The 21,305-nt window shown below is 70.7% G+C and carries 16 protein-coding genes; 1 reads left to right on the forward strand and 15 read right to left on the reverse strand.

Going from position 1 to position 21,305, the window contains the following annotated elements:
* Positions 1-12: 12 nt before the first annotated feature.
* On the forward strand, positions 13-1,674 hold the full coding sequence (locus FHT38_RS13725) for an asparagine synthetase B (protein WP_183492099.1): 1,662 nt from the start codon (positions 13-15) through the stop codon (positions 1,672-1,674).
* On the opposite strand, the gene FHT38_RS13730 is transcribed toward FHT38_RS13725, so the two are convergent.
* From FHT38_RS13730 to FHT38_RS13800, 15 genes are all read right to left on the reverse strand, one after another.
* Positions 1,568-2,953, reverse strand: a complete 1,386-nt coding sequence (locus FHT38_RS13730; protein ID WP_183492100.1) for a hypothetical protein — start codon at positions 2,951-2,953, stop codon at positions 1,568-1,570. The two genes, FHT38_RS13725 and FHT38_RS13730, sit on opposite strands and share 107 nt — an antisense overlap.
* Positions 2,954-3,140: 187 nt before the next feature.
* Complete coding sequence (locus tag FHT38_RS13735; RefSeq protein ID WP_091732866.1) at positions 3,141-4,103, reverse strand: polysaccharide deacetylase family protein; 963 nt, start codon at positions 4,101-4,103, stop codon at positions 3,141-3,143.
* On the reverse strand, positions 4,103-5,419 hold the full coding sequence (locus tag FHT38_RS13740; protein ID WP_183480550.1) for a putative O-glycosylation ligase, exosortase A system-associated: 1,317 nt from the start codon (positions 5,417-5,419) through the stop codon (positions 4,103-4,105). Before FHT38_RS13740 ends, FHT38_RS13735 begins: the two co-directional genes overlap by 1 nt.
* Positions 5,412-6,572: a glycosyltransferase family 4 protein gene (locus FHT38_RS13745; RefSeq protein ID WP_183492490.1), complete on the reverse strand. Its 1,161-nt coding sequence runs from the start codon at positions 6,570-6,572 to the stop codon at positions 5,412-5,414. The genes FHT38_RS13740 and FHT38_RS13745 overlap by 8 nt, the downstream gene beginning before the upstream one ends.
* 47 nt (positions 6,573-6,619) lie before the next feature.
* Positions 6,620-7,828, reverse strand: a complete 1,209-nt coding sequence (locus FHT38_RS13750; protein WP_183492101.1) for a glycosyltransferase family 4 protein — start codon at positions 7,826-7,828, stop codon at positions 6,620-6,622.
* Positions 7,829-7,850: 22 nt separating this feature from the next.
* Positions 7,851-9,770, reverse strand: a complete 1,920-nt coding sequence (locus FHT38_RS13755) for an XrtA/PEP-CTERM system amidotransferase (protein ID WP_183492102.1) — start codon at positions 9,768-9,770, stop codon at positions 7,851-7,853.
* Positions 9,771-9,791: 21 nt separating this feature from the next.
* Positions 9,792-10,988: a TIGR03088 family PEP-CTERM/XrtA system glycosyltransferase gene (locus FHT38_RS13760; protein ID WP_255488685.1), complete on the reverse strand. Its 1,197-nt coding sequence runs from the start codon at positions 10,986-10,988 to the stop codon at positions 9,792-9,794.
* The gene (gene xrtA / locus FHT38_RS13765; protein WP_183492103.1) at positions 10,985-12,595 is read right to left on the reverse strand and encodes an exosortase A; all 1,611 of its coding nucleotides are present in this window, start codon (positions 12,593-12,595) and stop codon (positions 10,985-10,987) included. Before xrtA ends, FHT38_RS13760 begins: the two co-directional genes overlap by 4 nt.
* 163 nt (positions 12,596-12,758) lie before the next feature.
* Positions 12,759-13,994, reverse strand: coding sequence for a TIGR03087 family PEP-CTERM/XrtA system glycosyltransferase (locus tag FHT38_RS13770; RefSeq protein WP_091732851.1), 1,236 nt, complete (start codon positions 13,992-13,994; stop codon positions 12,759-12,761).
* A 10-nt stretch (positions 13,995-14,004) separates the two neighbouring features.
* Positions 14,005-15,135 carry a FemAB family XrtA/PEP-CTERM system-associated protein gene (locus tag FHT38_RS13775; protein WP_183492104.1) on the reverse strand — a complete coding sequence of 377 codons (1,131 nt, stop codon included), beginning with the start codon at positions 15,133-15,135 and terminating at the stop codon, positions 14,005-14,007.
* Positions 15,132-16,001: an XrtA system polysaccharide deacetylase gene (locus FHT38_RS13780; RefSeq protein ID WP_183492105.1), complete on the reverse strand. Its 870-nt coding sequence runs from the start codon at positions 15,999-16,001 to the stop codon at positions 15,132-15,134. The genes FHT38_RS13775 and FHT38_RS13780 overlap by 4 nt, the downstream gene beginning before the upstream one ends.
* Positions 15,998-17,086 (reverse strand): XrtA/PEP-CTERM system-associated ATPase, encoded by a 1,089-nt coding sequence (locus FHT38_RS13785; RefSeq protein WP_091732840.1) that lies wholly within the window; start codon positions 17,084-17,086, stop codon positions 15,998-16,000. The genes FHT38_RS13780 and FHT38_RS13785 overlap by 4 nt, the downstream gene beginning before the upstream one ends.
* Positions 17,087-17,099: 13 nt before the next feature.
* Positions 17,100-18,671 (reverse strand): TIGR03016 family PEP-CTERM system-associated outer membrane protein, encoded by a 1,572-nt coding sequence (locus FHT38_RS13790; RefSeq protein ID WP_186830612.1) that lies wholly within the window; start codon positions 18,669-18,671, stop codon positions 17,100-17,102.
* Between the two features lie 4 nt (positions 18,672-18,675).
* The gene (locus FHT38_RS13795) at positions 18,676-19,653 is read right to left on the reverse strand and encodes an XrtA-associated tyrosine autokinase (RefSeq protein ID WP_091732832.1); all 978 of its coding nucleotides are present in this window, start codon (positions 19,651-19,653) and stop codon (positions 18,676-18,678) included.
* Between the two features lie 13 nt (positions 19,654-19,666).
* Positions 19,667-21,259, reverse strand: a complete 1,593-nt coding sequence (locus FHT38_RS13800) for an XrtA system polysaccharide chain length determinant (RefSeq protein WP_091732827.1) — start codon at positions 21,257-21,259, stop codon at positions 19,667-19,669.
* Between the last annotated feature and the right edge of the window lie 46 nt (positions 21,260-21,305).

Genomic DNA, 21,305 nt, shown 5'->3' on the forward strand with positions numbered 1-21,305 from the left:
CCGCCCAGAACGATGACGAGCACCGCCCTTTTCCTCTCCACCGGACAACCGGCCCTGCCGGGCCTTCCCGCCGACGCCCCGGCCGCGCAACGCGACGCCGCCTGGCAGACGCTGCTGTCGGCGACAGATCCGGCACCGGCGCTGGCGCAGGTCGGCGGCCGCTTCTCGGTGGCCTGGCGCCAGCCCGGCGGCCGCACCGTGCTGGCGACCGACCGCTTCGGCATCGAGCCGCTGTGCTATCGCATCGTCGGCCATGAACTGCAGGTCGCCACCCGCGCGGACGACCTGGCCGGCGACGAGGCCGACCTCGATCCGCAGGCGCTGTTCGACTACCTCTATTTCCATGTCATCCCGTCGCCGCGGACGGTCTTCCGCAACATCTTCCGCCTGCCGCCGGGGCATGTGGGCATCTTCGAGCGCGGCGAGCTGCGCGTGCTGCCCTACCGGACACCGACCTTCCGCGCCGAGCCCGCACCGCGGCTCGAGGACCTGAAGGACGAGTTCCGGCAGATCCTGGAGCGCTCGGTGCAACGGGCGATGCAGGCGCCGGACGCGGCCTGCTTCCTGAGCGGCGGCACCGACAGCTCGACGGTCGCCGGCATGCTGAGCCGCGTCGCGGGCCGGCCGGCGGACACCTACTCGATCGGCTTCGAGGCCGAGGGCTACGACGAGATGGCCTTCGCGCGCATCGCGGCCAAGCACTTCGGCTGCCGGCACCACGAGTACTACGTGACGCCCCGGGACCTGGTCGACGGCATCGCCAAGGTCGCGACCCACTACGACCAGCCCTTCGGCAACAGCTCGGCGCTGCCGGCCTACTACTGCGCCCGGCGCGCGCACGACAACGGCGTGCGGCACCTGCTGGCCGGCGACGGTGGCGACGAGCTCTTCGGCGGCAACACCCGTTACGCCAAGCAGACGGTGTTCTCGTGGTACGGGCGCGTGCCGGGACCGCTGCGGGACTTCGTGCTGCAGCCGGTGTTCGGCTCGCCGGTGGGCAAGCTGCCGCTGCTCAAGAAGGGCGCGAGCTACATCGACCAGGCCCGCGTGCCGATGCCCGACCGCCTGCAGAGCTACAACCTGCTGACGCGGCTGGGCCTGGGCGAGGTGCTGGAAACCGACTTCCTGCGACGCGTCGACCCGCTCGGGCCGCAGAAGCAGCAGCGCCAGGTATGGAACGCGATCAAGACCGGACGGCTGGTCGACCGCATGCTGGCCTTCGACTGGCGCTACACGCTGGCGGACACCGACCTGCCCAAGGTGGTGGGCACGACCTCGCTGGCGGGCACCTCGGTCGGTTTCCCGATGCTGGACGACGAGCTGCTGGCCTTCTCGGAGCGCCTGCCGGCGGACTACAAGCTCAAGGGGCTGAAGCTGCGCTGGTTCTTCAAGGAAGCGCTGCGCGGCTTCCTGCCCGACGAGATCATCGTCAAGAAGAAGCAGGGCTTCGGCCTGCCCTTCGGCGTCTGGGCGACGCGCGACGCGCAGCTGCGCGCGCTGGCGGAGGATTCGCTGGGCAGCCTGGCCACGCGCGGCATCGTCCGGCCGGCCTTCATCGAGAGCCTGCTCAAGCAGCGACTGCCGGAGCACCCCGGGTACTACGGCGAGATGGTGTGGATCCTGATGATGCTGGAGCAATGGCTGCGAGGGCGGCGGCCGAACTATCGGCTCTGAAGCTCTCCTCGCCGCTGGCGCCGGTCACGGGCGACGCGGGTCGATCCGTGCCGGCGCGCGCCGTTGACCCGCCGAGGAACAGCGTGCGGATGTCCAGGGACCGCAGCCAGTCGGCGTGCCGCAGGTCCTCGAACGCGCAAGTCCCTTCCTGCCAGATCAGCCGCCGCTGCGCCAGGCGCTCGAGCGCGCCGTCGATCTCGTCAGCCGACAGGGTCGGCGCGGCGGGGCGACCGGTGGCCGCCAGGATGATCTCGGACATCCGCCGCATGCAGCGCGGAAAGTGCGGCGCGAAGCCCTCGCCCTCCTCGGCCATGACCCTCAGCAGCGCGAACTCCTGCGCCGGCAGCCGCTGGATGCGCCGCACGAATTCCTCCTTCTTCGCATCGGCCACCAGGCGGGCCAGCGCCATGCAGCGCTGGTCGACGCTCGCCTCCGGGTCCGGCGCCTGCCTGTCCAGCACGCGGCAGACACGGAACAGCTCCTCCGGTCGATCCAGCAGGAGGGCGAAGGCCTCCACCAGGGTCCGCAGCGCCGGACGCGACCCGTGGTGCATGCGTTCCCATTGCCAGAGCAGGAAATCCCCGCCCAACACCGGGAACGGCGACAGCGTCGCGCCGTACAGCGGCTGGCTCTTGTCGAAGACGAGCTGGGACAGCTTCTGGGCGTGCGAGCCCGTGCCCAGCAGCCGGAAGCTGGGCCCGCCCAGATCATTCAGCTGATCGAGCGCCGACTTGAGCACGAACAAGGTCTTGCGGCCCAGTTCGGTCTGGCGGGCCAGGTGGATCTCGTCGATCACCAGGACGATGTGCTTGCCGGTGACGGCGCTCAGCGCCTTGAGCTGCGGCAGCAGCACGAGGTCGAGCCGGCCGGTCCAGACCTGGTCCAGGTGCATCTCCAGCCCGCCCAGGCGCACCTGCGTCAGTCCCAGCCGGCGAGCCACCTTCATCACCGGGCCTTCGAAGGTCTGAAGATCCAGTTCGATCATCTTCAGGATGGCGTGCCCCGGGTCCGTGTCCCGGACGCCGTTGAGGTCGATGTACATCGTGTGGACGTCGGCCCGACGGCGCAGCAGCGGCAGCACATCGCGCCGGATGAAGGTGCTCTTGCCGATGCGTCGTGGCCCGGAGAGCAGCAGCCCTTGCTCGCACTCGAGCGAGAGCAGGTCTTCCACCACCGCCTCGGCGAGCGTCGGACGATGAAAGATCGGCTTGTGAGGTCGGGGCGTGGCGAGCGCCGGCAGCAGCGCGGCCAATGAGGACGGTCGGAAGACTTGCAGCATGGATTCACCTCCAGGCCGTCCATTCTTGGGCCGCCAGCGCGCGGTGGATTTCACCCAGGCCGTGTCGGCCGGTCGCTCGTTGCGCGGCGCCGACGATCGCGTGATCCACTACTTTGCGTGATTGCGCCCATCCGCTGGCGCGCCATCGGTCACGCGCCCTCGGTCACGCGCCCTCGAGGGCGCGCGCTCAGACGACCGCCGCCGGCCCGCCCATCCGCGCGTTGCGCATCATGCGGGCCGCGAACATCGCGGTCGAGCGCCCCCAGGGCGTGTAGCGCGGCAGCTGGAAGCAGTCCGCGCCCGGCAGCGCCACGCCGGCCGCGGTGCTCACCGCGGCCTCGAAACCCAGCTCGCGCAGCATGGCCGCATGGCCGGCGTCGTAGTCGCGCACCGGCCGCCCGTTCGGATACGCGAAGCTGCGCACCGGCCGGCCCAGCAGCGCGGCCAGGTGGTCGCGCCCGGCACGCACCTGCTCGCGCGCGCCGTCCGGCGTCAGCGTCGTCAGCACCGTGTGGTCCACCGTGTGGCCGCCGATCTCATGGCCCGCGTCGGCCAGTTGCCGCAGCTGCGCGTCGGTGAGCATCAGGTCGTCCGGCATCGGGCCCACCGGCAGCGCCGCCAGCATCCGCCGCAGCTGCGCCTCGCGCTCGTCCGGCGCCAGGTACTTCAGCTGCACCTGCAGCGCCGACACCGCCTTCAGCCGCTCCTCCACCGTCGCCACCGGATGCACGCCCATGCCCACCGCCGACAGGTCCAGCACCGGCCCCGGCACGCGCCGCACGAATTCGATCACCGTGTCGCTGAACATGCGGCCGCCGTTGAGGTAGCCGGTGGCGACGAACACCGTCGCGCGCGCGCCATGGCGCGCCAGGATCGGATGGGCCACGGTCCAGTTGTCGGCGTAGCCGTCGTCGAAGGTGATGCAGGCCGCGCGCCGCGGCAGGCGACGCTCACGCAGCGCGGCCGCGGCGTCGCTGACCGTCATCAGCGTGAAATGCCGCGCCAGGAAGGCCACCTGCGCCTCGAAGCGCGCCGCGTCGATCTCGCCCGGGCGCAGCGCGTCGGGCGACGGCAGCACGCGGTGGTAGATCAGGATGCTCAGCGCGGACTCGCCGCGCGGCCAGCCCAGCAGGCTCAGCCCCGCCAGCATCAGACGCTCCCCCAGTACGGCGAATGGACGTCGCGCGGCAACTGGCCCGCGGCGATCGCGGCCTGCTTGCGCTGCGCCATCTCGGCCGCGACGATCCGGTTCACCACCACGACGATCAGCACGAGGTAATACGGCAGGTCGAAATACACCAGGCTCAGGAAGGCCCCGCCGGTGGCGTAGCCGATCAAGCCCACCTGGCACATCGCCGCCAGGTCGCGCGCCCACTGCAGGTCCGGCTCGGCCTTGCTGGCGCGGATCGTCGCGCCGGCCAGTCGCCAGGTCATCGCGAAGATGCCCACGAACAGCGCCAGCCCCATGAAGCCGTGCTCGCCCATCGCCTGGAAGTAGATGCTGTGGGCCGTCAGCGGGATCGAGGGATCGGGCGCGTACTTCGCGAACACCGCCGCCCCCGCCACGGTGAAGCCGCCGCCGAACGGGAACAGGTCGGTCGCCAGCCGCCAGGCCATCTGCCAGGCGTTGATGCGGCCCATGGCCGATGCGTCCTGGTCGTAGGTCCGGATGGTCTCCATCCGGTCGGTCCAGCTGTCCGGCATGAAGACGAAGATCAGCGGCAGCGCCACCAGCACCACCAGCGCCAGCGGCAGCTTGTTGCGGCTCTTGAGCCACATGAAGAAGGACATCATCACGATCGCCAGGAAGGCGCCGCGCGACTGCGAGCCCACCGCCGAGGCCATGCACAGCAGCATCGCCACCGTCGCCAGGTGCCGCTGCCAGCGCTGGGTCGACTGCAGCTGCAGGTAGCGGATCAGCGGCACCGTCATGATGGTCGCCAACGCCAGCGAGTTGTTGTCCTCGATGAAGGAGCCCTCCGGCCCCCACACCCGCGCCGAGCCGCCCGACAGCACGGTGAACACGCCGCCCTTGATGCCGTAGTAGCCGATCGAGACCACCAGCACCAGCACCAGCCAGTCCAGGTCGCGGCGCCGCTGCACCACCAGCAGCGACACCAGCACCATCAGCAGCACCTTGAAGGCGCGCGACCAGAAGTGCATCTCCTTGTCGGGATAGAACGAGAACAGCAGCGGCGACACGCCGATCCACACGATCCAGATCCCCAGCAGGATCGTGACCGCGTTGACCGGGAACTTCACCAGCTTGTCGCGGTGGATCAGCAGGCTCAGGAACAGCGTCAGCGCGATCAGCATCGACCACGGCGCGTCGTGCGCGAAGCCGTAGGCCAGCCGGTGCGGGTTCATCACGCCCATCCACACCCAGCCCAGCACGCCCCAGAGCGGGTCCTTCAAGGTCTTGTAGATCAGGGCCGTGAACAGGCCCAGCATCAGCAGGTCACGCATGGCGCAGCTCCGGCGACCGCCGCGCGGCCAGGATGCGGTGGAAGAGATCAAGCTGGCCCTGCGTCGTCGCCTCCCAGCTGAAGCGCTCGGCATAACGGCGGGTCGCGGACCGGTCGCGCGGCGCGGCGCGCAGCCGGCGCACCGCCTCGGCCACGCCGGCGGCGCTGCGCTCGGGCATCAGTTCGCCGGCCTCAGGCGCGGCCACGACCTCGGGCGTGCCCCAGACCTTCGACGCCGCCACCGGCGTGCCGCAGGCCATCGCCTCCAGCAGCACGTTGGCCCAGCCTTCACGGCTGGAGGCCAGCACCAGCGCGTCCACGCCGGCATAGACCTCGCGCAGGCGCGCCTGCGGCAGCGCGCCCAGGAAGCGCACGCGCGGGCTCACGCCCAGTTGCACCGCGAGGCGGCGCAGCGCGCCCTCCTCGGGGCCGGCGCCGGCGATCAGCAGGTCGACGTCGGGCAGCTCGGCCAGCGCGCCGATCACCAGCTCGTGGCCCTTGCGCTCGATGAGGTGGCCCACCGAGGCCAGCGTGAAGCGGCCCGGCGCGAGTTGCAAGGCGGCGCGCGCATCCTCGCGTCCACCGGGATGGAAGAGCGCCAGATCCACGCCGTTGCGCAGCGCGGTCACCTTCGCCGCATCGGCGCCCAGCGCGACCAGCTCGTCCTTGAGCGCCTCGCAGACGGTGATCATCGCGTCGGCCTGCTCGGCCGCGCGCAGGATCAGCTTGCGCGGGAACGGGTACTCGGGGATGAGGTTGATGTCGGTGCCGCGGGCGGTGATCACCAACGGCTTGTTCAGCGCCTTGGCGACGAAGGCCGCGGCCACGCCGTCGGGATAGAAGTAGTGCGCGTCGATCAGGTCGAAGTCGTCGCCTTGCGCCTGCAGGCGCCTGGCTGCGCGCAGGAAGGTCCAGGCCAGCGTGTAGGGCGCGCTGCTCATGCCGACCTTGGGCAGGCGGATGAAACGCGGATGCTCGACCTCCAGGCCGTGGCGCGACTCGCGCGCCGGCGTGGCGGCTAACTTGCCGTACTCGCCGAAGCGCTCGCCCTTGAGCGGGAACCAGGGCACCGGCGCGATCACGCGCGACTCGGCCTGGCCCGAGGCCACCAGGTGGCGCAGGCGCGTCTCCACGAAGATGCCGTGGCTGGGCATCACCGCGCTCGGGTACAGCGTCGAGAAGGTCAGCAGCTTGAGCACGCTCAGACCCTCGCATCCGTGGGCCGGGCCGCGCCGGCCACGCCGCGGCCGGCCCGCAGCGACTGGCCCAGCGCGACCACGCGCTCGGCATTGCCGTGCCAGGTCAGGTGCAGGCGGCCGATGGTGGCGCGGGCGCCCTGCCCCAACTGCTCGCGCAGCGCGGCGTCCGACGCCAGACGCGCCAGGCGCGCTTCCAGCGCACCGGCCTCGGCGGGATCGAAGAGCAGCGCGTTCACGCCGTCGTCCAGCACTTCCTCGATGTTGGGCGTGCTCGGCGCGACGATGGCCTTGCCCAGCGCCAGGTACTCGAAGAGCTTGAGCGGCGAGGCATAGGCCACCACCGCCGGCTGCAGCGCGATGTCGAAGGCGGCCACGTGCGCCGGCACCTCGTCGCGCGAGACCACGCCGGTGAAACGCACGCGCTCGCCCAGCGCGAGCTCGGCGGCCAGCCGCTCCAGGTTGGCGCGCTCCGGGCCGTCGCCGACGATCAGCAGCCGCGCGTTGGCGGGCGCCGCGCCGGTGGCCATCCAGCGGATCACCTTGTCCATGCCGTGCCAGTCCCGCACGAAGCCGGTGAAGCCCAGCACCAGCGCGTCGTCCCAGCCCAGCGCGCGCTTGGCCTCGGCGGGCAAAGGCGCGGCGTCGAAGTGGGCCTCGTTGATGCCGTTGGGGATCACGACCATGCGCTCGGCCGGCACGCCGCGCGCGGCGATCATCGATCCCAGCACCCGCGTCACCGGCAGCACCGCGTCGGCACCGCGCCAGACTGTGTCCTCGGCCCAGCGCGCGACGCGCGGCAGCGCCAAGCCGCCGAACCTGGCGCGCTCGTCCACCAGCGGCGCGTTCACCTCCAGCAGCAGCGGCAGGCCGAGCCGCTTCTTCAGCATCAGCCCGCTGAGCAGGTAGAGGTTGTAGCGTTCGTAGATCAGGTCGGGCTGGAACTCGCGCGCCGCGGCGGCCAGACGGCGATAGGCCACCAGCGAGTAGGCCAGCTCCAGCAGCTCGTAGACGAACTTGGGCAGCTTGGCGCGCAGGCGATGCACCCAGCCGGCGTCGTCGCCCATCTTCGATTTCTCTTCCGGCGCGGACTCGCCGCCCGGCGCGACGACGCGCACCTCGTGACCGAGCGCGCGCAGCGAGCCGATCATTTCCTCGATGTGGACCGCCTGGCCATCCTTGGACGCGGTGCGATGGTGATACAGGATCTTCATGCCGTCTGCTTCGCCGGGCCGATCAAGCGGCCTCGCGCATCGAGGACGCGCCCATGACGTTGCGCAGGAACGCGTCGTACATCAGCAGCGTCCACAGCGGCGTGCTGTGATCGCGCGAGCCGTTTTCATGCTGCTCGACCATCGCGCCCACGGCCTTGAGGTCGAACATGCCAGAGTCCGCCAGCGGCCCGCCCAGCAGCGCGCCCCGCACGCGCTGGCGCAGCGGCCCGCGGAACCAGCGCGCCAGCGGCACCGCGAAGCCCATCTTGGGCCGGTAGAGCACGTCGTTCGGGAGATGCGGCTCGAGCGTCTTCTTGAACAGGTACTTGCCCTCGCCGCCGCGCAGCTTCAGGTGGGACGGCAGCGTGGCCAGCCACTCGACCAGCGGGTGGTCCATCAGCGGCTCGCGCACCTCCAGCGAGTGCGCCATCGACGCGCGGTCCACCTTGGTGTTGATGTCGCCGACCAGGTAGGTCTGCAGGTCGATGTACTGGATCAGCGCCAGCGGGTCGTCGGTACCGGCGCGCTCGGCATGCTGCAGGAACAGCTCGCGCGCGTTGTAGCCGCCCAGCTCCGACTTGAAGCGCGCGCTGTACAGCGGCATGCGCTCGTTGTCGCGGATCACGGACATGGTGTGGAAGTAGGCCTCCACCGAGTTGCGCGCCAGCGCCTGGAAGGTGGTCTTCGCGCGGAACACGCGCGGCGCCCAGTCCGCCTTCGGATAGAGCTTGCCCAGCGTGCCGAACAGCGGCTTGCGCAGCCCCAGCGGCAGGCTGGCGCGCATGCGCTCCTCCATCATGTGCAGCTTGTAGCGGCGGTAGCCGCCGAAGCTCTCGTCGCCGCCATCGCCCGACAGCGCCACCGTCACATGCTTGCGCGCGAGCTGGCAGACGCGGTAGGTCGGGATCGCGGAGCTGTCGGCATAGGGCTCGTCGTAGAGCCGCGCCAGCGTGTCGATCAGGTCGAAGTCGTCGCTCTGGACCATCTCCACGTGGTGGTCGGTCTGGTAGCGGTCCGCGACCATCTGCGCGAATTCGGACTCGTTGTACTGCGGATCGTCGAAGGACATCGAGCAGGTCTTGACCGGCCCGTTGGTCTCGCCGGCCATCATCGCGACCACCGCGCTGGAGTCCACGCCGCCCGACAGGAAGGCGCCCAGCGGCACCTCCGAGATCAGCCGCAGCTTGACCGCCTCGCGCAGGCGGCGCGTCAGTTCCTCCTGCGCCTGGACCTCGTCGATCTTGTTGTCCGTGGTGAAGCTGACGTCCCAGTAGCGGCGCGGCTGGCCCAGGCGCTGGTCGCCGCGCTTGATGACCAGCGTGTGCGCGGGCGGCAGCTTCAGCGCCTGGCGGAAGATGGTGCGCGGCTCGGCGACGTAGCCCAGGGCGAAGTACTCCTCGACCGCCTGCGGCACGATGTCGCGCTTCATCGCCGGGTGCGCCAGCAGCGCCTTGAGCTCGGAGCCGAAGACCAGCGTGCCGTCGTCCAGCAGCGCGTAGAACATCGGCTTCACGCCGAGCCGGTCACGCGCCATGAAGAGCTGGTCGCGCGCCTGGTCCCACAGCACGAAGGCGAACATGCCGCGCAGCTTGTGCACGCAGTCCTCGCCCCAGGCCGACCAGGCGTGGACGATGGCCTCGGTGTCGCTCTTGGTCTGGAAGACGTAGCCCAGCGCGGTCAGCTCCTCGGTGAGCTGCTGGTAGTTGTAGATCTCGCCGTTGAAGACGATGCCCACCGAATGGTCCGCGTTGAACAGCGGCTGCTGGCCGGTGGCGATGTCGATGATCGACAGCCGGCGGTGGCCGAAGGCCAGTCCCGGTTGCAGGTGGATGGAGCCCTCGTCCGGGCCGCGGTGGTGCAGCGAGTCGTTGATGCGATGCATCAGCGCGCCATCGAAGTCGCGCCGCCCCCGGGTGTCGAAGAGTCCGCTGATTCCGCACATGCTCGTTCCCCTGCCTATCCCTCAGTTGTTCTTGTCGGCGCCGGCACGGTGGCCGCGCAGCGAGTCATACAGCCCCTGGTAGCGGGCGACCATGGCGCGCATGCTGAAGTCGCGCTCGACGCGCGCGCGGCCGGCCTCGCCCATCGCCGCCGCCCGCGCCGGATCGCGCGCCAGCGCCAGCAGCGCCGCGGCCATCGCCTCGGGCGCGGCGGCCGGCACCAGCAGGCCGCTCTCATCGCGCGTGACCAGGTCCGCGTTGCCGCCGACCTCGGTCGCAATCACCGGCAGCCCGCTGGCCATCGCCTCCAGGATGGTGTTGGAGATGCCCTCCGCCAGCGACGGCAGCGCGAAGACATGCAGACCGCGCATCACGGCCGGCACGTCGGTGCGCTCGCCCGGCAGCCAGGCCAGCGCGAGCAGCCCCGCCTCGTCGAGCAGCGCCTGGCACCGTGCCCGCAGCGGACCGTCGCCGATCAGCACGAGGCGCGCGCGCTCGCGCAGCTCCGGGGCCGCGCCGATCATCGCGATGAAGGCGCGCGTCAGCATCAGTTGGTCCTTCACCGGCGCCATGCGGCCCACGGTGCCGATCAGCCAGTGCACGGCCGGATCGAAGGGGCAGCCGGGGATGGGCTCGGCGTGCTGGCGCTGGAAGCGCTGCGTGTCGACGCCGTTGACGAACTGGCTCACGCGCGCCGGCGGCACGCCGACCGGGCCGGTGAGGTACTCGCCCAGGTCGCGCGACAGCGCGATGTAGTGCGAGACGAAGGGCTTGTAGAAGCGGCGCACGCGCTGGTAGGCGCGATTGCGGCCGTCCAGGTCGCCGACGTCGCGGCCATGCTCGCCGTGGATGCGCACCGGCACGCGCGCGGCCCACGCGGGTAGCTGCACCTCCAGCGCGGCCAGGTTGCGGCTGTGCACGATCGCGGGCCGGAGCGTCCGGAACAGCCGGTACAGCTTCGGATAGAGCCAGAAGCCCTGCCCCGGCGGCTTGTTCAGCGCGAAGCACTCGACGTCGTCGCGCTGCAGGCGCTTGCGGAAGTCGGTCACCTCGGTCAGCGCGACGATCGCGTGCCGGTAGTCCTTCGCCGGCATGTGGTTGATCAGGTTCACCACGCCGTTCTCGAGACCGCCGGTGTCGAAGCGGTACATCACGTGCAGCACCAGCGGCCGCTCGTCGGCCACGGCCATCGCGCGCTCGACGCTCATGCCGGCGCTCATCGCGAGCCTCCCGCGGACGCGCCGCGCTGGCCGGCATCGCGCACCTGGCGCAGCTCGGCGTCGATCGCGGCCCAGTGCTGGCGCAGGAAGGCGTCGAGCCGGCGCGGCGCCTGCTCGTCGGCCTCGGTGTAGACCAGCACCAGCGCGGCGTCGTCGCCCTGCCCGCGCAGCCGCTCCAACGCGCCCCAGACCCGCGCGCGCCAGGCGCTGGTCATCGGCCGGCCATTGATCCAGTAGACATGCCACATCAGCATCCGCGGCGCGGTCACCGCGTCCAGCGAGGAGGCGCGCACCTGCGTGCTCAGCAGCGGGATCGCCGCGGCGGCGCGGCCGTCCGCGCCGGCCGGCACGACGTCCACCGTGCCGCGGCCGGTCACGGCCCACTGCTTGTTCTCCGGCGACACGACCGCGTTGCTGGAGCTCACCAGCTTGCGTTCGTAGTCCTGGTCGCGGAAATACTGCAGGTGCAGGCCCACGCGCGGCTGGTCCGCCGGTCCGGTGAACTGCTGGTGGCGCGTGGCGTTGGCGCCTTCGAAGTCGGGCGTCCACGCGTCCGAGGGGACGACCTGGGCCTGCCAGCCCGGTGCCGCGGCCACGGCGGGCAGCGTGTCGATCGGGGCCGAGTGGCCCTGGCGCAGCCAGGCCCCCGCGGCCACGGGCAGCGCGACGGCCAGCAGCACGGCGACGGTCGCGCCCCAGCCCCTGGCCAGGGTCGCGGGCGCGGCGGCCTCGCGGGCCGGTGGGACCAGCGGCAACTCCGGCTGCGACCAGCGCGCGCCGATCAGGAACATCGCCAGCATCACGACGCCGAAGAACAGCCAGCCGTAGATCAGGTGGTCCACGCCCACCGCCAGGGTGTTGCCCGACAGATGGCCGATCATGACGATCAGGTAGGCGCGGGCCCAGTTCGCCACCAGCGGCAGCGCCAGCGCGAAGGCGATGAAGCCCAGGCGACGCCGCGTCGAGTGGTAGCTGAGGTAGGCGTAGAGCGTGCCCACCATGGCCGAAGCGATCAGGTAGCGCACGCCGGAGCAGGCCTCGACGACGGACCACTGGCCGCTCGGGATGATGAACTGCAGGCCTTCCTGGTAGACCGGCAGGCCGCTGAGCCGCAGCGCGAGGACGGTGAACTTCGCCGTCCAGTCCATCAGCTGCGGCAGCAGGAACTCGCCCACCGGGACGCAGAAGAAGAGGACGCCCAGCGGGAAGGCCATCTCGCGCGCGACGCGCCAGCCCAGCACCGCCGGCACCAGCAGCACCAGCATGGCCACCAGCGCGAACTGGGTGGCGGCGTTGATCGCGGCGAAGTCGGCGAACAGCCAGATCGCGCCCAGCAGCGCGATCGGCAGCGCCAGCCAGGGCACCGGCCGAGGCGTCAGCGGCGCGACCATCTCGCGCCGGCGCCAGGCCAGCCACAGCGCGATCGGCGGCACCAGGAAGGCATGGGTGAAGGTGCCGGAGCGCCACCAGATGGTGACCATGCCCAGCGCCGTCTGGCGGTACAGCAGCAGCAGCGCGATGGTCAGCAGGACCAGCACCGCGAGTGGGCGACGCCAGGTGGTAGGAATGCCTCGCTCGCGCAGCGCCGACGGGGTAGTAGCGCTCATGTGAGCCCCTCGCCCGCGGGCGGCCGCGGTCGGTCCCCCGAGGGGACGCGAGCTTGCTTGGGGCGGCCCTGCGCTGCGTTCGATGTCAGCCCCTCGCCCGCGGCCAGCCGCGGTCGGTCCCCCGAGGGGACGCGAGCTTGCTTGGGGCGGCCCTGCGCTGCGCTCATGCCGCCTGTCCCTGCGCCGTCTCGCGCGGCAGGTAGCCGTCGAGCTTGGCCAGATGGGCCTGCCAGCTGAACTGGCGCAGCACCCGCTCGCGGGCCTGCTGGCCGATGGCCTGGGCGCGCGCGGGCGCGCTCAGCAGCGCGTGGACCAGCTCCAGGTAATCGGCGGCGCTGTCGGCCGAGAGCAGGTCCTGGCCGGCCAGCACGCCATCGGCGCCCAGCGCCTCGACGCAGCTGCGCGCCGCCACCACCGGCCGGCCCACCGCCATCGCCTCCAGGATCTTGTTCTGCACGCCCCGCGCCAGCCGCAGCGGCGCCACGACCGCAGCCGCGTGCTGCAGGTAGGGCCGCACGTCCGGCACCGTGCCGGTGACGCGCACCGCGTCGCCGGCCAGCGCCAGCACCGCCGGCGTCGGCGCGCGGCCGACGATGGTGAAGCGCAGCGTCGGCCAGCGCTGGCGCAGCTGCGGCAGCACCTCGGCGGTGAACCACTGCACCGCGTCGACGTTGGGCCAGTAGTCCATCGCGCCGGTGAAGACCAGCGGCAGCTCGTCCGCCTCGAAGGGGTTGGCCTGCTGCGGCAGCGGCGCGAAGTAGCCGCTGTCGACGCCGTTGCTCAGCGCCTCGATCGGCGCGCCGGTGGCGGACAGACGCTGGAACAGCGCCTTCTCGCCCTCGGTGACGAAGAAGGAGCAGCGCGCCTGCTCGGCGACGCGGCGCTCGTAGGCGAGCAGCTCGCGGCCCTCGCGGCGATACAGCCACGACATCGGCCAGCGGTGCGCCTTGGCGTAGTCGGTCCACTTGGCCGAGTCCACGTCGACGAAGTCGATCAGCATCGGCACCGGGCCCGCGATCTCGCGCAGCTGCTCGGCGTACTGCGCCATCGTCGACGAGAACACCACGACCGCGTCGAAGCGCTGGCGCCGCGCGAGCTGCGCGATCCAGTCGCGCATCGCGCGGTGGCGGTAGTAGGGCAGGCTCAGCGCCTCGCCGGTGGCCAGGCCGCGCAGGCTGGCCACGCGCGCCAGCAGCGGGTTCAGGTCGGCGGCGAAGACCTCCTCGCACTGCGCCTGCAGCGCCGGCACATGGGCCCAGTCCTCGGCATCGTCGACGAAGGTGCCCAGCCACACCCGATGCTGCGCGGTCAGGTGCTTGAGCAGGTGGTACGAGCGCAGCTTGTCGCCCTTGTTGGGCGGATACGGCAGGCGGTGGACCAGGTAGAGGATGTCGGCCACGGCACCCTCCTCAGCCGAGGCTGCGCACGATGTGCGGCCCGAGCCAGTTGGCCACGCCGATCGGCAGCCGGCGCCAGGCCTTGATCATCAGCTGGTACTTGGCATTGCTGGGGTTGTTCTGCGGCACCGCGTCGCGCTTGTAGAGGCGGTACTCGTAGTTCAGCGGCGTCGGCTCGAAGCCCCAGTTCTTCTTGAACGCGTAGCTGCCGGTGCCCTGCTTGCTGCGGCCGTAGTCGAAGACCTTGAGCCCGCGCGCGCAGGCGCGGCGCATCAGCTCCCAGTACTTGAAGTCGTTGGCGGCCAGGTCGCGCGCCGCGACCGCGTCGCCGGCGTAGTACGGCAGCACCTCGTCACGGAAGTAGAAGCTCAGCACGCCGGACAGCGGCTCGCCCTGCGGGCTGGTGACGATCAGCACCTCGGCCGCGTCGCCGAACTCGTCCAGCAGCGCCTGGAAGTAGCGCCGCGGCATCGCCGGCGTACCGTGGCGATGGACGTTGTCCGCGTACAGCGCGAAGAAGCGCTTCACGTCGCGGTCGATCTCCGCCTTCAGCGCGTTCTTGATGCCCTTGCGCACCATCGCGCGCTGCTTGCGCGGGATGGCCAGCATGTTGGCCTCCTCGTCCTCGAGGATCTCCTTGCGGAAGGTGACGTACAGGTCCTGGTGCGGCCAGTCCTGGTGACGGCGCTGGATGTTGCGCAGCTCCAGGTGATCGGGCGACAGCGTCTGGCACAGGCGCTGCGCCATCTGCTCCAGGTGGTCGGCCGCCTCGGGCGTCTCGGCGGCCACGCCGCCATAGACGGCGAAGGGCAGGCTCACCAGCGCATGCCCGAACAGCCGGCTCTTGACCTCGGCCAGCGGCAGCACGCCTTCGATGCGGCCGTCGCGCTCGACGTAGAAGAAGAAGCAGCGGTGCTTGAACTGGCGCTGGATGACGCGCTGCCAGCCCGAGAGATGGAAGAAGGTCGCGGACGGACAGCCGCGCACGAACTCGTCCCAGCGCCGCGCCGTGGCGGCGTCGTCGACCTGCAGCTGCTTGACCTCCAGTGGGGCCGCCGCGCCCGCTCCAGAGGATGCGTGGGCGGGTGCCGGGGCGCCGCGCTGCGTGTCGACGTCCGGGAGGGCCGGTGCTGCCGCGCTCATGCCGCCTGCCGCTCGGCGCCGGCCGGCGCCAGGAAGAGCTCGTCCATCCGCGCCCAGGCGAAGTCGCCGAGCAGCTGCTCGATGCGCGACTCGGTGCGGTCGATGTTGACGTAATGGCGGAAGCGCGTCTTCGCGTCGATGCCGGGGATGCGCGGCTGCGCCGGATCGATCTCCCACGGATGGAAATAGAAGACCGCGCTGCGGCCCTCGATGCGGTTGAAGCGCTCGATCATCCAGCGGGTGACGCCGTAGGGCAGCAGCCGGAACCAGCCACCGCCGCTGCTCGGGTAGTTCTTGCCCCGGAAGCGCAGCGTGGTCACCGGCACCTCGATCAGGCCCGGGCGCACCTCGTGGGCGAAGCGCGGCGCATCGGGCATGCCGTAGTGGTCGTGCTGGATCGGATAGACGCTGGAGCTGTAGCGGTAGCCGCAGTCGCGCAGCACGTCGAAGGCCCAGAGGTTGTCCTTGCCGATCGAGAAGCTCGGCGCGCGGTAGCCCTTGACCTCGACGCCGCCCAGGTCCTCGAGCAGCGCCTTCGCGTCGCCGACGTCCTTCTGGAAGGAGGCGCGGTCCAGGTCGCTGGCGCGCTCATGGCCGAAGCCATGGCTGGCGAGTTCATGGCCGCGCGCGACGATCTCGCGCACCAGCAGCGGATAACGCTGCGCGATCCAGCCCAGCGTGAAGAAGGTCGCTTTCACGCCCTTCGCGTCGAGCAGGTCCAGGATGCGATGGACGTTGCGCTCGACGCGGCATTCGCGCGCGTCCCAGTCGCCGCGCGCGATGTAGGGCGCGAAGGCCGAGACCTGGAAGTAGTCCTCGACGTCGATGCTCATCGCATTGCGGATCACCGTGCGGTTCGGGCTCATCGCATCGCTCCCACCAGTTTCTGCAGCAGCGCCAGCGTCTGCTGGTTGATCCGTTCCAGTCGCATCAGGCTGTCCTCGATGCGCTGCAGCCGCGCGTCCTGGCCGTCCAGGCCCAGGCCGGCGAGTTCGTCGGCCAGCGCGCCGAGCTCGCCGTTCATGCCGCCCTGCCCCACCCGCGCGCGCAGCCGCGACAGGTCCAGGTCGACCGCCAGTTCCGCGCCGGACGCGTGGCCGTTGAGTTCCGAGGCATGCAGCGCCGGCGCGGGCGCCGAGGCCGATTCCTTGGACAGGTCCTCGACCACCTCGTCGACATCGGCCGCGGTGAGGTGCGGGTTCTCGTGCATGAAGCCCAGCAGCAGCAGCCGGTCGCACAGCGTGTTGATGCGGCGCGGGATGCCGTGGCTGGCACGGTGCAGTGCGGTGAAGGCGTCGGCGTCGAAGCTGGGCTTGCCGGCGGCTCCGGCGCACTTGAGGCGGTGTTCGATGTAGCGCTGCGTGTCCTCCTCGTCCAGCGGGCCGATGTGGCAGCTCGCCGCGATGCGCTGGCGGAACTGCTCCATCTCGGGCCGCTGCAGGATGGCGCGGAACTCCGGCTGCCCGACCAGGAAGGTCTGCACCAGCGACTGGTTGCCGAACTGGAAATTGGACAGCATGCGCAGCTCCTCGACCGCGCGCGCGGTCAGGTTCTGCGCCTCGTCGACGATCAGCAGACAGCGCTTGCCGCGGCTGGCCTCGCTGACGAAGAAGGCCTCCAGCGCCATCAGCAGCTCGCTCTTGGGCAGGTCCTTGACCCGCACGCCGAAGGCCGCGCCCACCAGGCGCAGCGTGTCCTCGGCGTCCAGCTGCGTGGTGACCACGTTGCCGATGACGACGTTGCTGCGGTTCAGGCTGTCCAGCAGCCCGCGCACCAGCGTCGTCTTGCCGGCGCCGATCTCGCCAGTGATGACGATGAAGCCGTCGCTGCGCAGCACGCCGTAGTCCAGGTAGGCCTTGGCGCGGCGATGCTGCTTGCTGCCGAAGTAGAAGCTGGGGTCGGGACTGAGCTGGAACGGCTTGCTGGCCAGCCCGTAGAAGGCCTCGTACATGACGGTGACTGCTTTAGAAGCGCTGGGTCAGCGATGCGTAGATCGCGTGTTCCTGATAGCTGTTGGCGAACAGGCTGGTGTCGTCGAACTTCGTCTGGCGCAGGCCGAAGGCGGCATCGCTGCGCGGCCCCAGCCGGAGCGTGAGGTTGGCGGTCAGCGACCGCATGTCGTTGCCGCCGACGCCGTCGCCGCGGGAGTTCTGCCGCGAGTAGCTCAGGTTGGCATTGGCCAGCGGGGTGAGGCGGTAGCCGACCGAGACCGTCGCGCCGCGCTGGCGCACCCGGTCGGTCAGGGCCAGGTCGCCGCTGCCCGTCGGGGCGGTGTTGATGCGCCGGCTGTTGTTGTCGTTGGCGCTGAAGGTCGTGGTGAGCCGCGGGCCGCTCCAGATCAGCGACACGTCGGTGCGGCGCTGCAGCGTCGCGGTGTTGCTCAGGAAACCGGCGCCGCTGAACGAGTTCGGGCTCAGGCCCAGCGCCGCCAGCAGCGCGCGCACCAGCGCGTCGCGCTTGACCGGGTCCGGCTCGGTGCCGCTGAACTGCAGGTCCAGCAGCTGGTAGTTGGTGGCCTGCGTCGGCGTCTCGCCGGTGTTGACGCTCTGGCTGCTGTTGACCCGCAGCGCGAGCTGCGACATGCGGTGCTCGAAGCTCAGGTTGTGGCTGTTGCCGTAGCTGTGGTGTTGCCAGTCGGCGGCCAGCTTGGTCCGCGGCCCCGGCGACCAGCGCAGGTTGGCGCCGTAGACCGAGGTGGTCTCCGGGCCGAAGTAGTCGCTGCGCTCGCGCCCGCCGGTCACGCCCAGCATCCAGTCGATGTCCGGCACCCAGTTCAGCGAGCCCACCACGCTGGTGGTGCGGTAGTCGATGCCGGTCTGCTCGAAATGCATGCGGCTGGTGGAGGCGTTGAGCCCCCAGTTGAGCTGGCGCCCGGCCGGGCCGGCCAGGTTCAGCATCAGCGAGCCTTCCTTGCTGTTGCCGCTGCCGCTGGCCGCGCCGGCGCCGCCCTCGCTGGAGTCGCGCATCTGGCCGGTGGCCCGCAGCTCGAAGGTCGCGGCGCTGCCCAGCCGCCCGCGCCAGTACGGCGAGACCTGCAGCATGCGGGTCTCGGTGCGGTTGGGGCTGTCCAGCGTGCCGTCGGGCGACTGCTGGCCGAAGGCCGAGATCGCCTGCTGGCTGATGTTGCCGGTGACGTCGACGTACAGCGCCGTCTGCACCAGCTCCGCGGTGAAGCGGGTGCTGAGCTGGTTCTGGAGCCGGCTGTCGCGCTCGCTCTTGGCGTAGACGATGCCGTCGAGCGTGTAGTCGAAGCTGCCGCGGATCGCGCCGCTGCTGCTGGCGATCGTCACCCCCGGCGAGACGGTGGTGATGAAGGCGCGGTCGCGCGAGTTGTCGGGCGACAGCGCGAGGTTGTCGGTCCAGGTCTCCGAGACGCTGATCCGCGGGATCACCGCGATGCCCTTGCGCGATCCGCCGGCGGACGCGGCCTCCTCCTGCGCGACGGCGGGCGCCTGCGCCACGGCGGCGACCAGGCCCAGCGCGGCCAGGGCGACCCGGGACAGCGGCCGGCGGCGAAGGTCGAAGGCCCGCGTCATCGTGTCAGGCCCGGTCCGCGCCGGGTTGCGCGTCGCCCTGGCCGTCGGCCTGGCCATAACCGTAACCGTAGCCATACCCGTAGCCGTAGCCATAGCCGTAGCCGCTGCTGCGCTTGTTGCTGGCCTGGTTGAGCAGCAGCATCTTGAGCGGGCAGTGCTCGATGGCCGCGACGGCCTGCTGCACCGCGCTCTGCGGCGTGCGCTCGGCCTGCACGACGATGACGACCTGGCCCATGTGCGTGGCCAGCACCCGCGACTCGGTGGTCAGCAGCAGCGGCGGGCTGTCGAAGATGATGATCCGGTCCGGATAACGCTTGGCCATGTCGTCCAGCAGCGCGCTCATCGCGTCGCTGGCCAGCAGCTCGGTGGCGCGCGAGTGCGGGCGGCCGCTGGGCAGCAGCGTCAGCTTGTCGACGTTGGTCTTGAGCAGGACGCTGGCCATGTCGGCCTCCTTCTCCAGCACGTCCAGCAGGCCGGGGCCGGGCGGCAGGCCCAGCATGCGCAGCATCGACGGGCGGGCGACGTCGGCGTCCACCAGCATCACGGTGTTGTCGAACTCGGCCGCGATCGACATGGCCAGGTTCAGGGAGGTGAAGCTCTTGCCCTCGCCGGGCAGCGCGCTGGTCACCATGATCAGGTTGGCGTGATTGAGGGTCGAGGCACCCTTGTTCATCGCGTTGCGGATCAGCGGGCGCTTGATGTTGCGGTACTGGTCCGCCATCACCGTGCGCGGCGCGTTCGGCGTCAGGAAGCCCTGCGCCGCGAGCGCGTCCAGGTCGAGCTCGACCCGCTTGGAACTCACGTCGCCGGGCGATCGGATCACCGCCGGGGCCGGGATCGGCACCACAGTCGCGGGCGCGGCCGATGTCGAGGTTGGTGTCGGCGTCACCGCCGGCGCGGCCGCGGTGGCCAGGCCGACGTCGACGCCGGCCTGCTTGAGTTGCTCGAGCCGCTGCGCGGCTTGTTCGATCAGGCTCGTCATGCGAAAACTCCCCTCACCCGGCCTGGCGGCTGATCCAGATGGCCATGCCGATCAGGCCCATGGCGTACAGGCTGACCAGGCTGCCCGACGCGACGCCGAAGCGCAGCAGGTCTACCTTGACGCGGCGCCGGTCCTCCGGCGTTTCCTGGCGCGAGACGGCGCCCAGGATCGGCAGCTCCAGGCGGTGGCGCAGTTCGTTGAGGTCGTGGAACACCGGGCGGATCTGGCTGGCCGCGAAGGCGGTGACCAGGCCGGCGCCGAGCGCCACCACCATGCCGGCGGCCAGCAGCATCAGCCGGTTCGGCGCCACCGGCTTGGGCGAGGCGCGCGGCGGGTCGATGATGCGGAAGTCGGCCACGCCCGAGGTGTTGTCCAGGTCGGTCGACAGCGAGGCCGATTCGCGGCGCTCCACCATCTCCTGGTAGTTCTTCTTGATGATGTCGTAGTCGCGGTTGAGCTGGGCGAACTCGGCCTCGAGCTGCGGCGCCAGCTTGATCGCGCCCTGCGCGGAGGCGTAGCGCGCGCCGAATTCGTCGACACGGGCGCGGATCTGCGCCACCTCGACCTCCTTGGCGGCCAGGATGCGGGCCAGCTCCTGGTTGGCCAGGCTGTCATTGGGGCCGCCGGTGGGCACCGGGTTGGCCAGCGCGGCCTTCTGCAGGTCGGCCACTTCCCGCTTGCGCTGCTCTTCCAGGTCGCGGATCTGGCGCTTGATGTTGACGATGTCCGGATGCTGGTCGGTGTAGCGCTGCTGCAGCTGGTCCAGGCTGCGCTTGAGCTCGGCGATGCGGTTGTCCAGCTCGGGCGTCGCGAACTTCTGCGAGCTCTCCTGCATCAGGCTCTGCAGGCTGGTGCCGGGCTGGCTGCGCTTGCGCTCCATCTCGATCTGCAGCCGGGCGGCGTCGCGGGCGTTCATCGCCTCGCGCAGCTGCAGCCGGGCGGCCTCGAGCTGGTTGCTGGCCTCGGCCAGGCGCGACGCGGCGTCCTTGCCGTCGGCCTGCGTCAGCTGCAGGTTGCGCAGCCGGAATTCCTTGCGCCGCGCTTCCGCCTCCTCGAGCTTGGTCTCGTAGGTCTTGATCTGCTCGTTCAGGAAGGCCGCGGCGGTGGTGCTGTCCTTGCGGCTGGCGCCCAGGCTGGACTCCATGAAGATCGACAGCAGCGAGGCGACGACCTTCTTGGAGATCTCCGGCGACGAGTCGCGGTAGGACAGCAGGTACAGGTTGTTGGCCGAGTTGCCGGCGGTCTGGATCGAGAGGTTGCGCGTGACCCGGTCGATCAGCGCCTCCTGGTCGGACTTGCTGGTGGCCTTGAGGTCCAGGTCGGCCATGCGGACCAGCTTCTCGACGTTGGGGCGGCTGATCAGCGTGCGGCTGAGCATGTTGACCTGCTGCTCGGTGTTGGTCAGCACGGCCATGCCGGACATCAGCGGCTTGAGGATGGACTGGGTGTCCACGTAGACGCGGGCGCTGGCCTCGTAGCGGTCGGGCACGACGAACACCACGATGGCGGCGGCGATGCCCACCAGCCAGGCGGCGATCAGCCCCGGCCAGCGGTAGCGCCACATCCGCTTGAAGACGGCCATCAATTGCGCGATGAGGGAATCCATGCGGCGATCTCGGTTGCGCCGGCGTCGGCGCCGGTCGAGGCCCGGT

Origin of the sequence: Mitsuaria sp. BK041 (genome assembly GCF_014193085.1) — a bacterium.
Lineage (GTDB): Bacteria > Pseudomonadota > Gammaproteobacteria > Burkholderiales > Burkholderiaceae_C > Roseateles.

What these genes read in the sequence shown, in the direction of transcription:
- FHT38_RS13740 (WP_183480550.1), bottom strand. Translation starts at nt 5,419, where the DNA reads ATGCGTGACCTGCTGATGCTGGGCCTGTTCACGGCCCTGATCTACAAG.
- FHT38_RS13745 (WP_183492490.1), bottom strand. Translation starts at nt 6,572, where the DNA reads ATGCCCAGCCACGGCATCTTCGTGGAGACGCGCCTGCGCCACCTGGTG.
- FHT38_RS13795 (WP_091732832.1), bottom strand. Translation starts at nt 19,653, where the DNA reads ATGACGAGCCTGATCGAACAAGCCGCGCAGCGGCTCGAGCAACTCAAG.
- FHT38_RS13800 (WP_091732827.1), bottom strand. Translation starts at nt 21,259, where the DNA reads ATGGATTCCCTCATCGCGCAATTGATGGCCGTCTTCAAGCGGATGTGG.
- FHT38_RS13750 (WP_183492101.1), bottom strand. Translation starts at nt 7,828, where the DNA reads ATGAAGATCCTGTATCACCATCGCACCGCGTCCAAGGATGGCCAGGCG.
- FHT38_RS13735 (WP_091732866.1), bottom strand. Translation starts at nt 4,103, where the DNA reads ATGCTGGCGGGGCTGAGCCTGCTGGGCTGGCCGCGCGGCGAGTCCGCG.
- FHT38_RS13725 (WP_183492099.1), top strand. Translation starts at nt 13, where the DNA reads ATGACGAGCACCGCCCTTTTCCTCTCCACCGGACAACCGGCCCTGCCG.
- FHT38_RS13790 (WP_186830612.1), bottom strand. Translation starts at nt 18,671, where the DNA reads ATGACGCGGGCCTTCGACCTTCGCCGCCGGCCGCTGTCCCGGGTCGCC.
- FHT38_RS13760 (WP_255488685.1), bottom strand. Translation starts at nt 10,988, where the DNA reads ATGAGCGCCGGCATGAGCGTCGAGCGCGCGATGGCCGTGGCCGACGAG.
- FHT38_RS13730 (WP_183492100.1), bottom strand. Translation starts at nt 2,953, where the DNA reads ATGCTGCAAGTCTTCCGACCGTCCTCATTGGCCGCGCTGCTGCCGGCG.
- FHT38_RS13785 (WP_091732840.1), bottom strand. Translation starts at nt 17,086, where the DNA reads ATGTACGAGGCCTTCTACGGGCTGGCCAGCAAGCCGTTCCAGCTCAGT.
- xrtA (WP_183492103.1), bottom strand. Translation starts at nt 12,595, where the DNA reads ATGAGCGCTACTACCCCGTCGGCGCTGCGCGAGCGAGGCATTCCTACC.
- FHT38_RS13775 (WP_183492104.1), bottom strand. Translation starts at nt 15,135, where the DNA reads ATGAGCGCGGCAGCACCGGCCCTCCCGGACGTCGACACGCAGCGCGGC.
- FHT38_RS13780 (WP_183492105.1), bottom strand. Translation starts at nt 16,001, where the DNA reads ATGAGCCCGAACCGCACGGTGATCCGCAATGCGATGAGCATCGACGTC.
- FHT38_RS13755 (WP_183492102.1), bottom strand. Translation starts at nt 9,770, where the DNA reads ATGTGCGGAATCAGCGGACTCTTCGACACCCGGGGGCGGCGCGACTTC.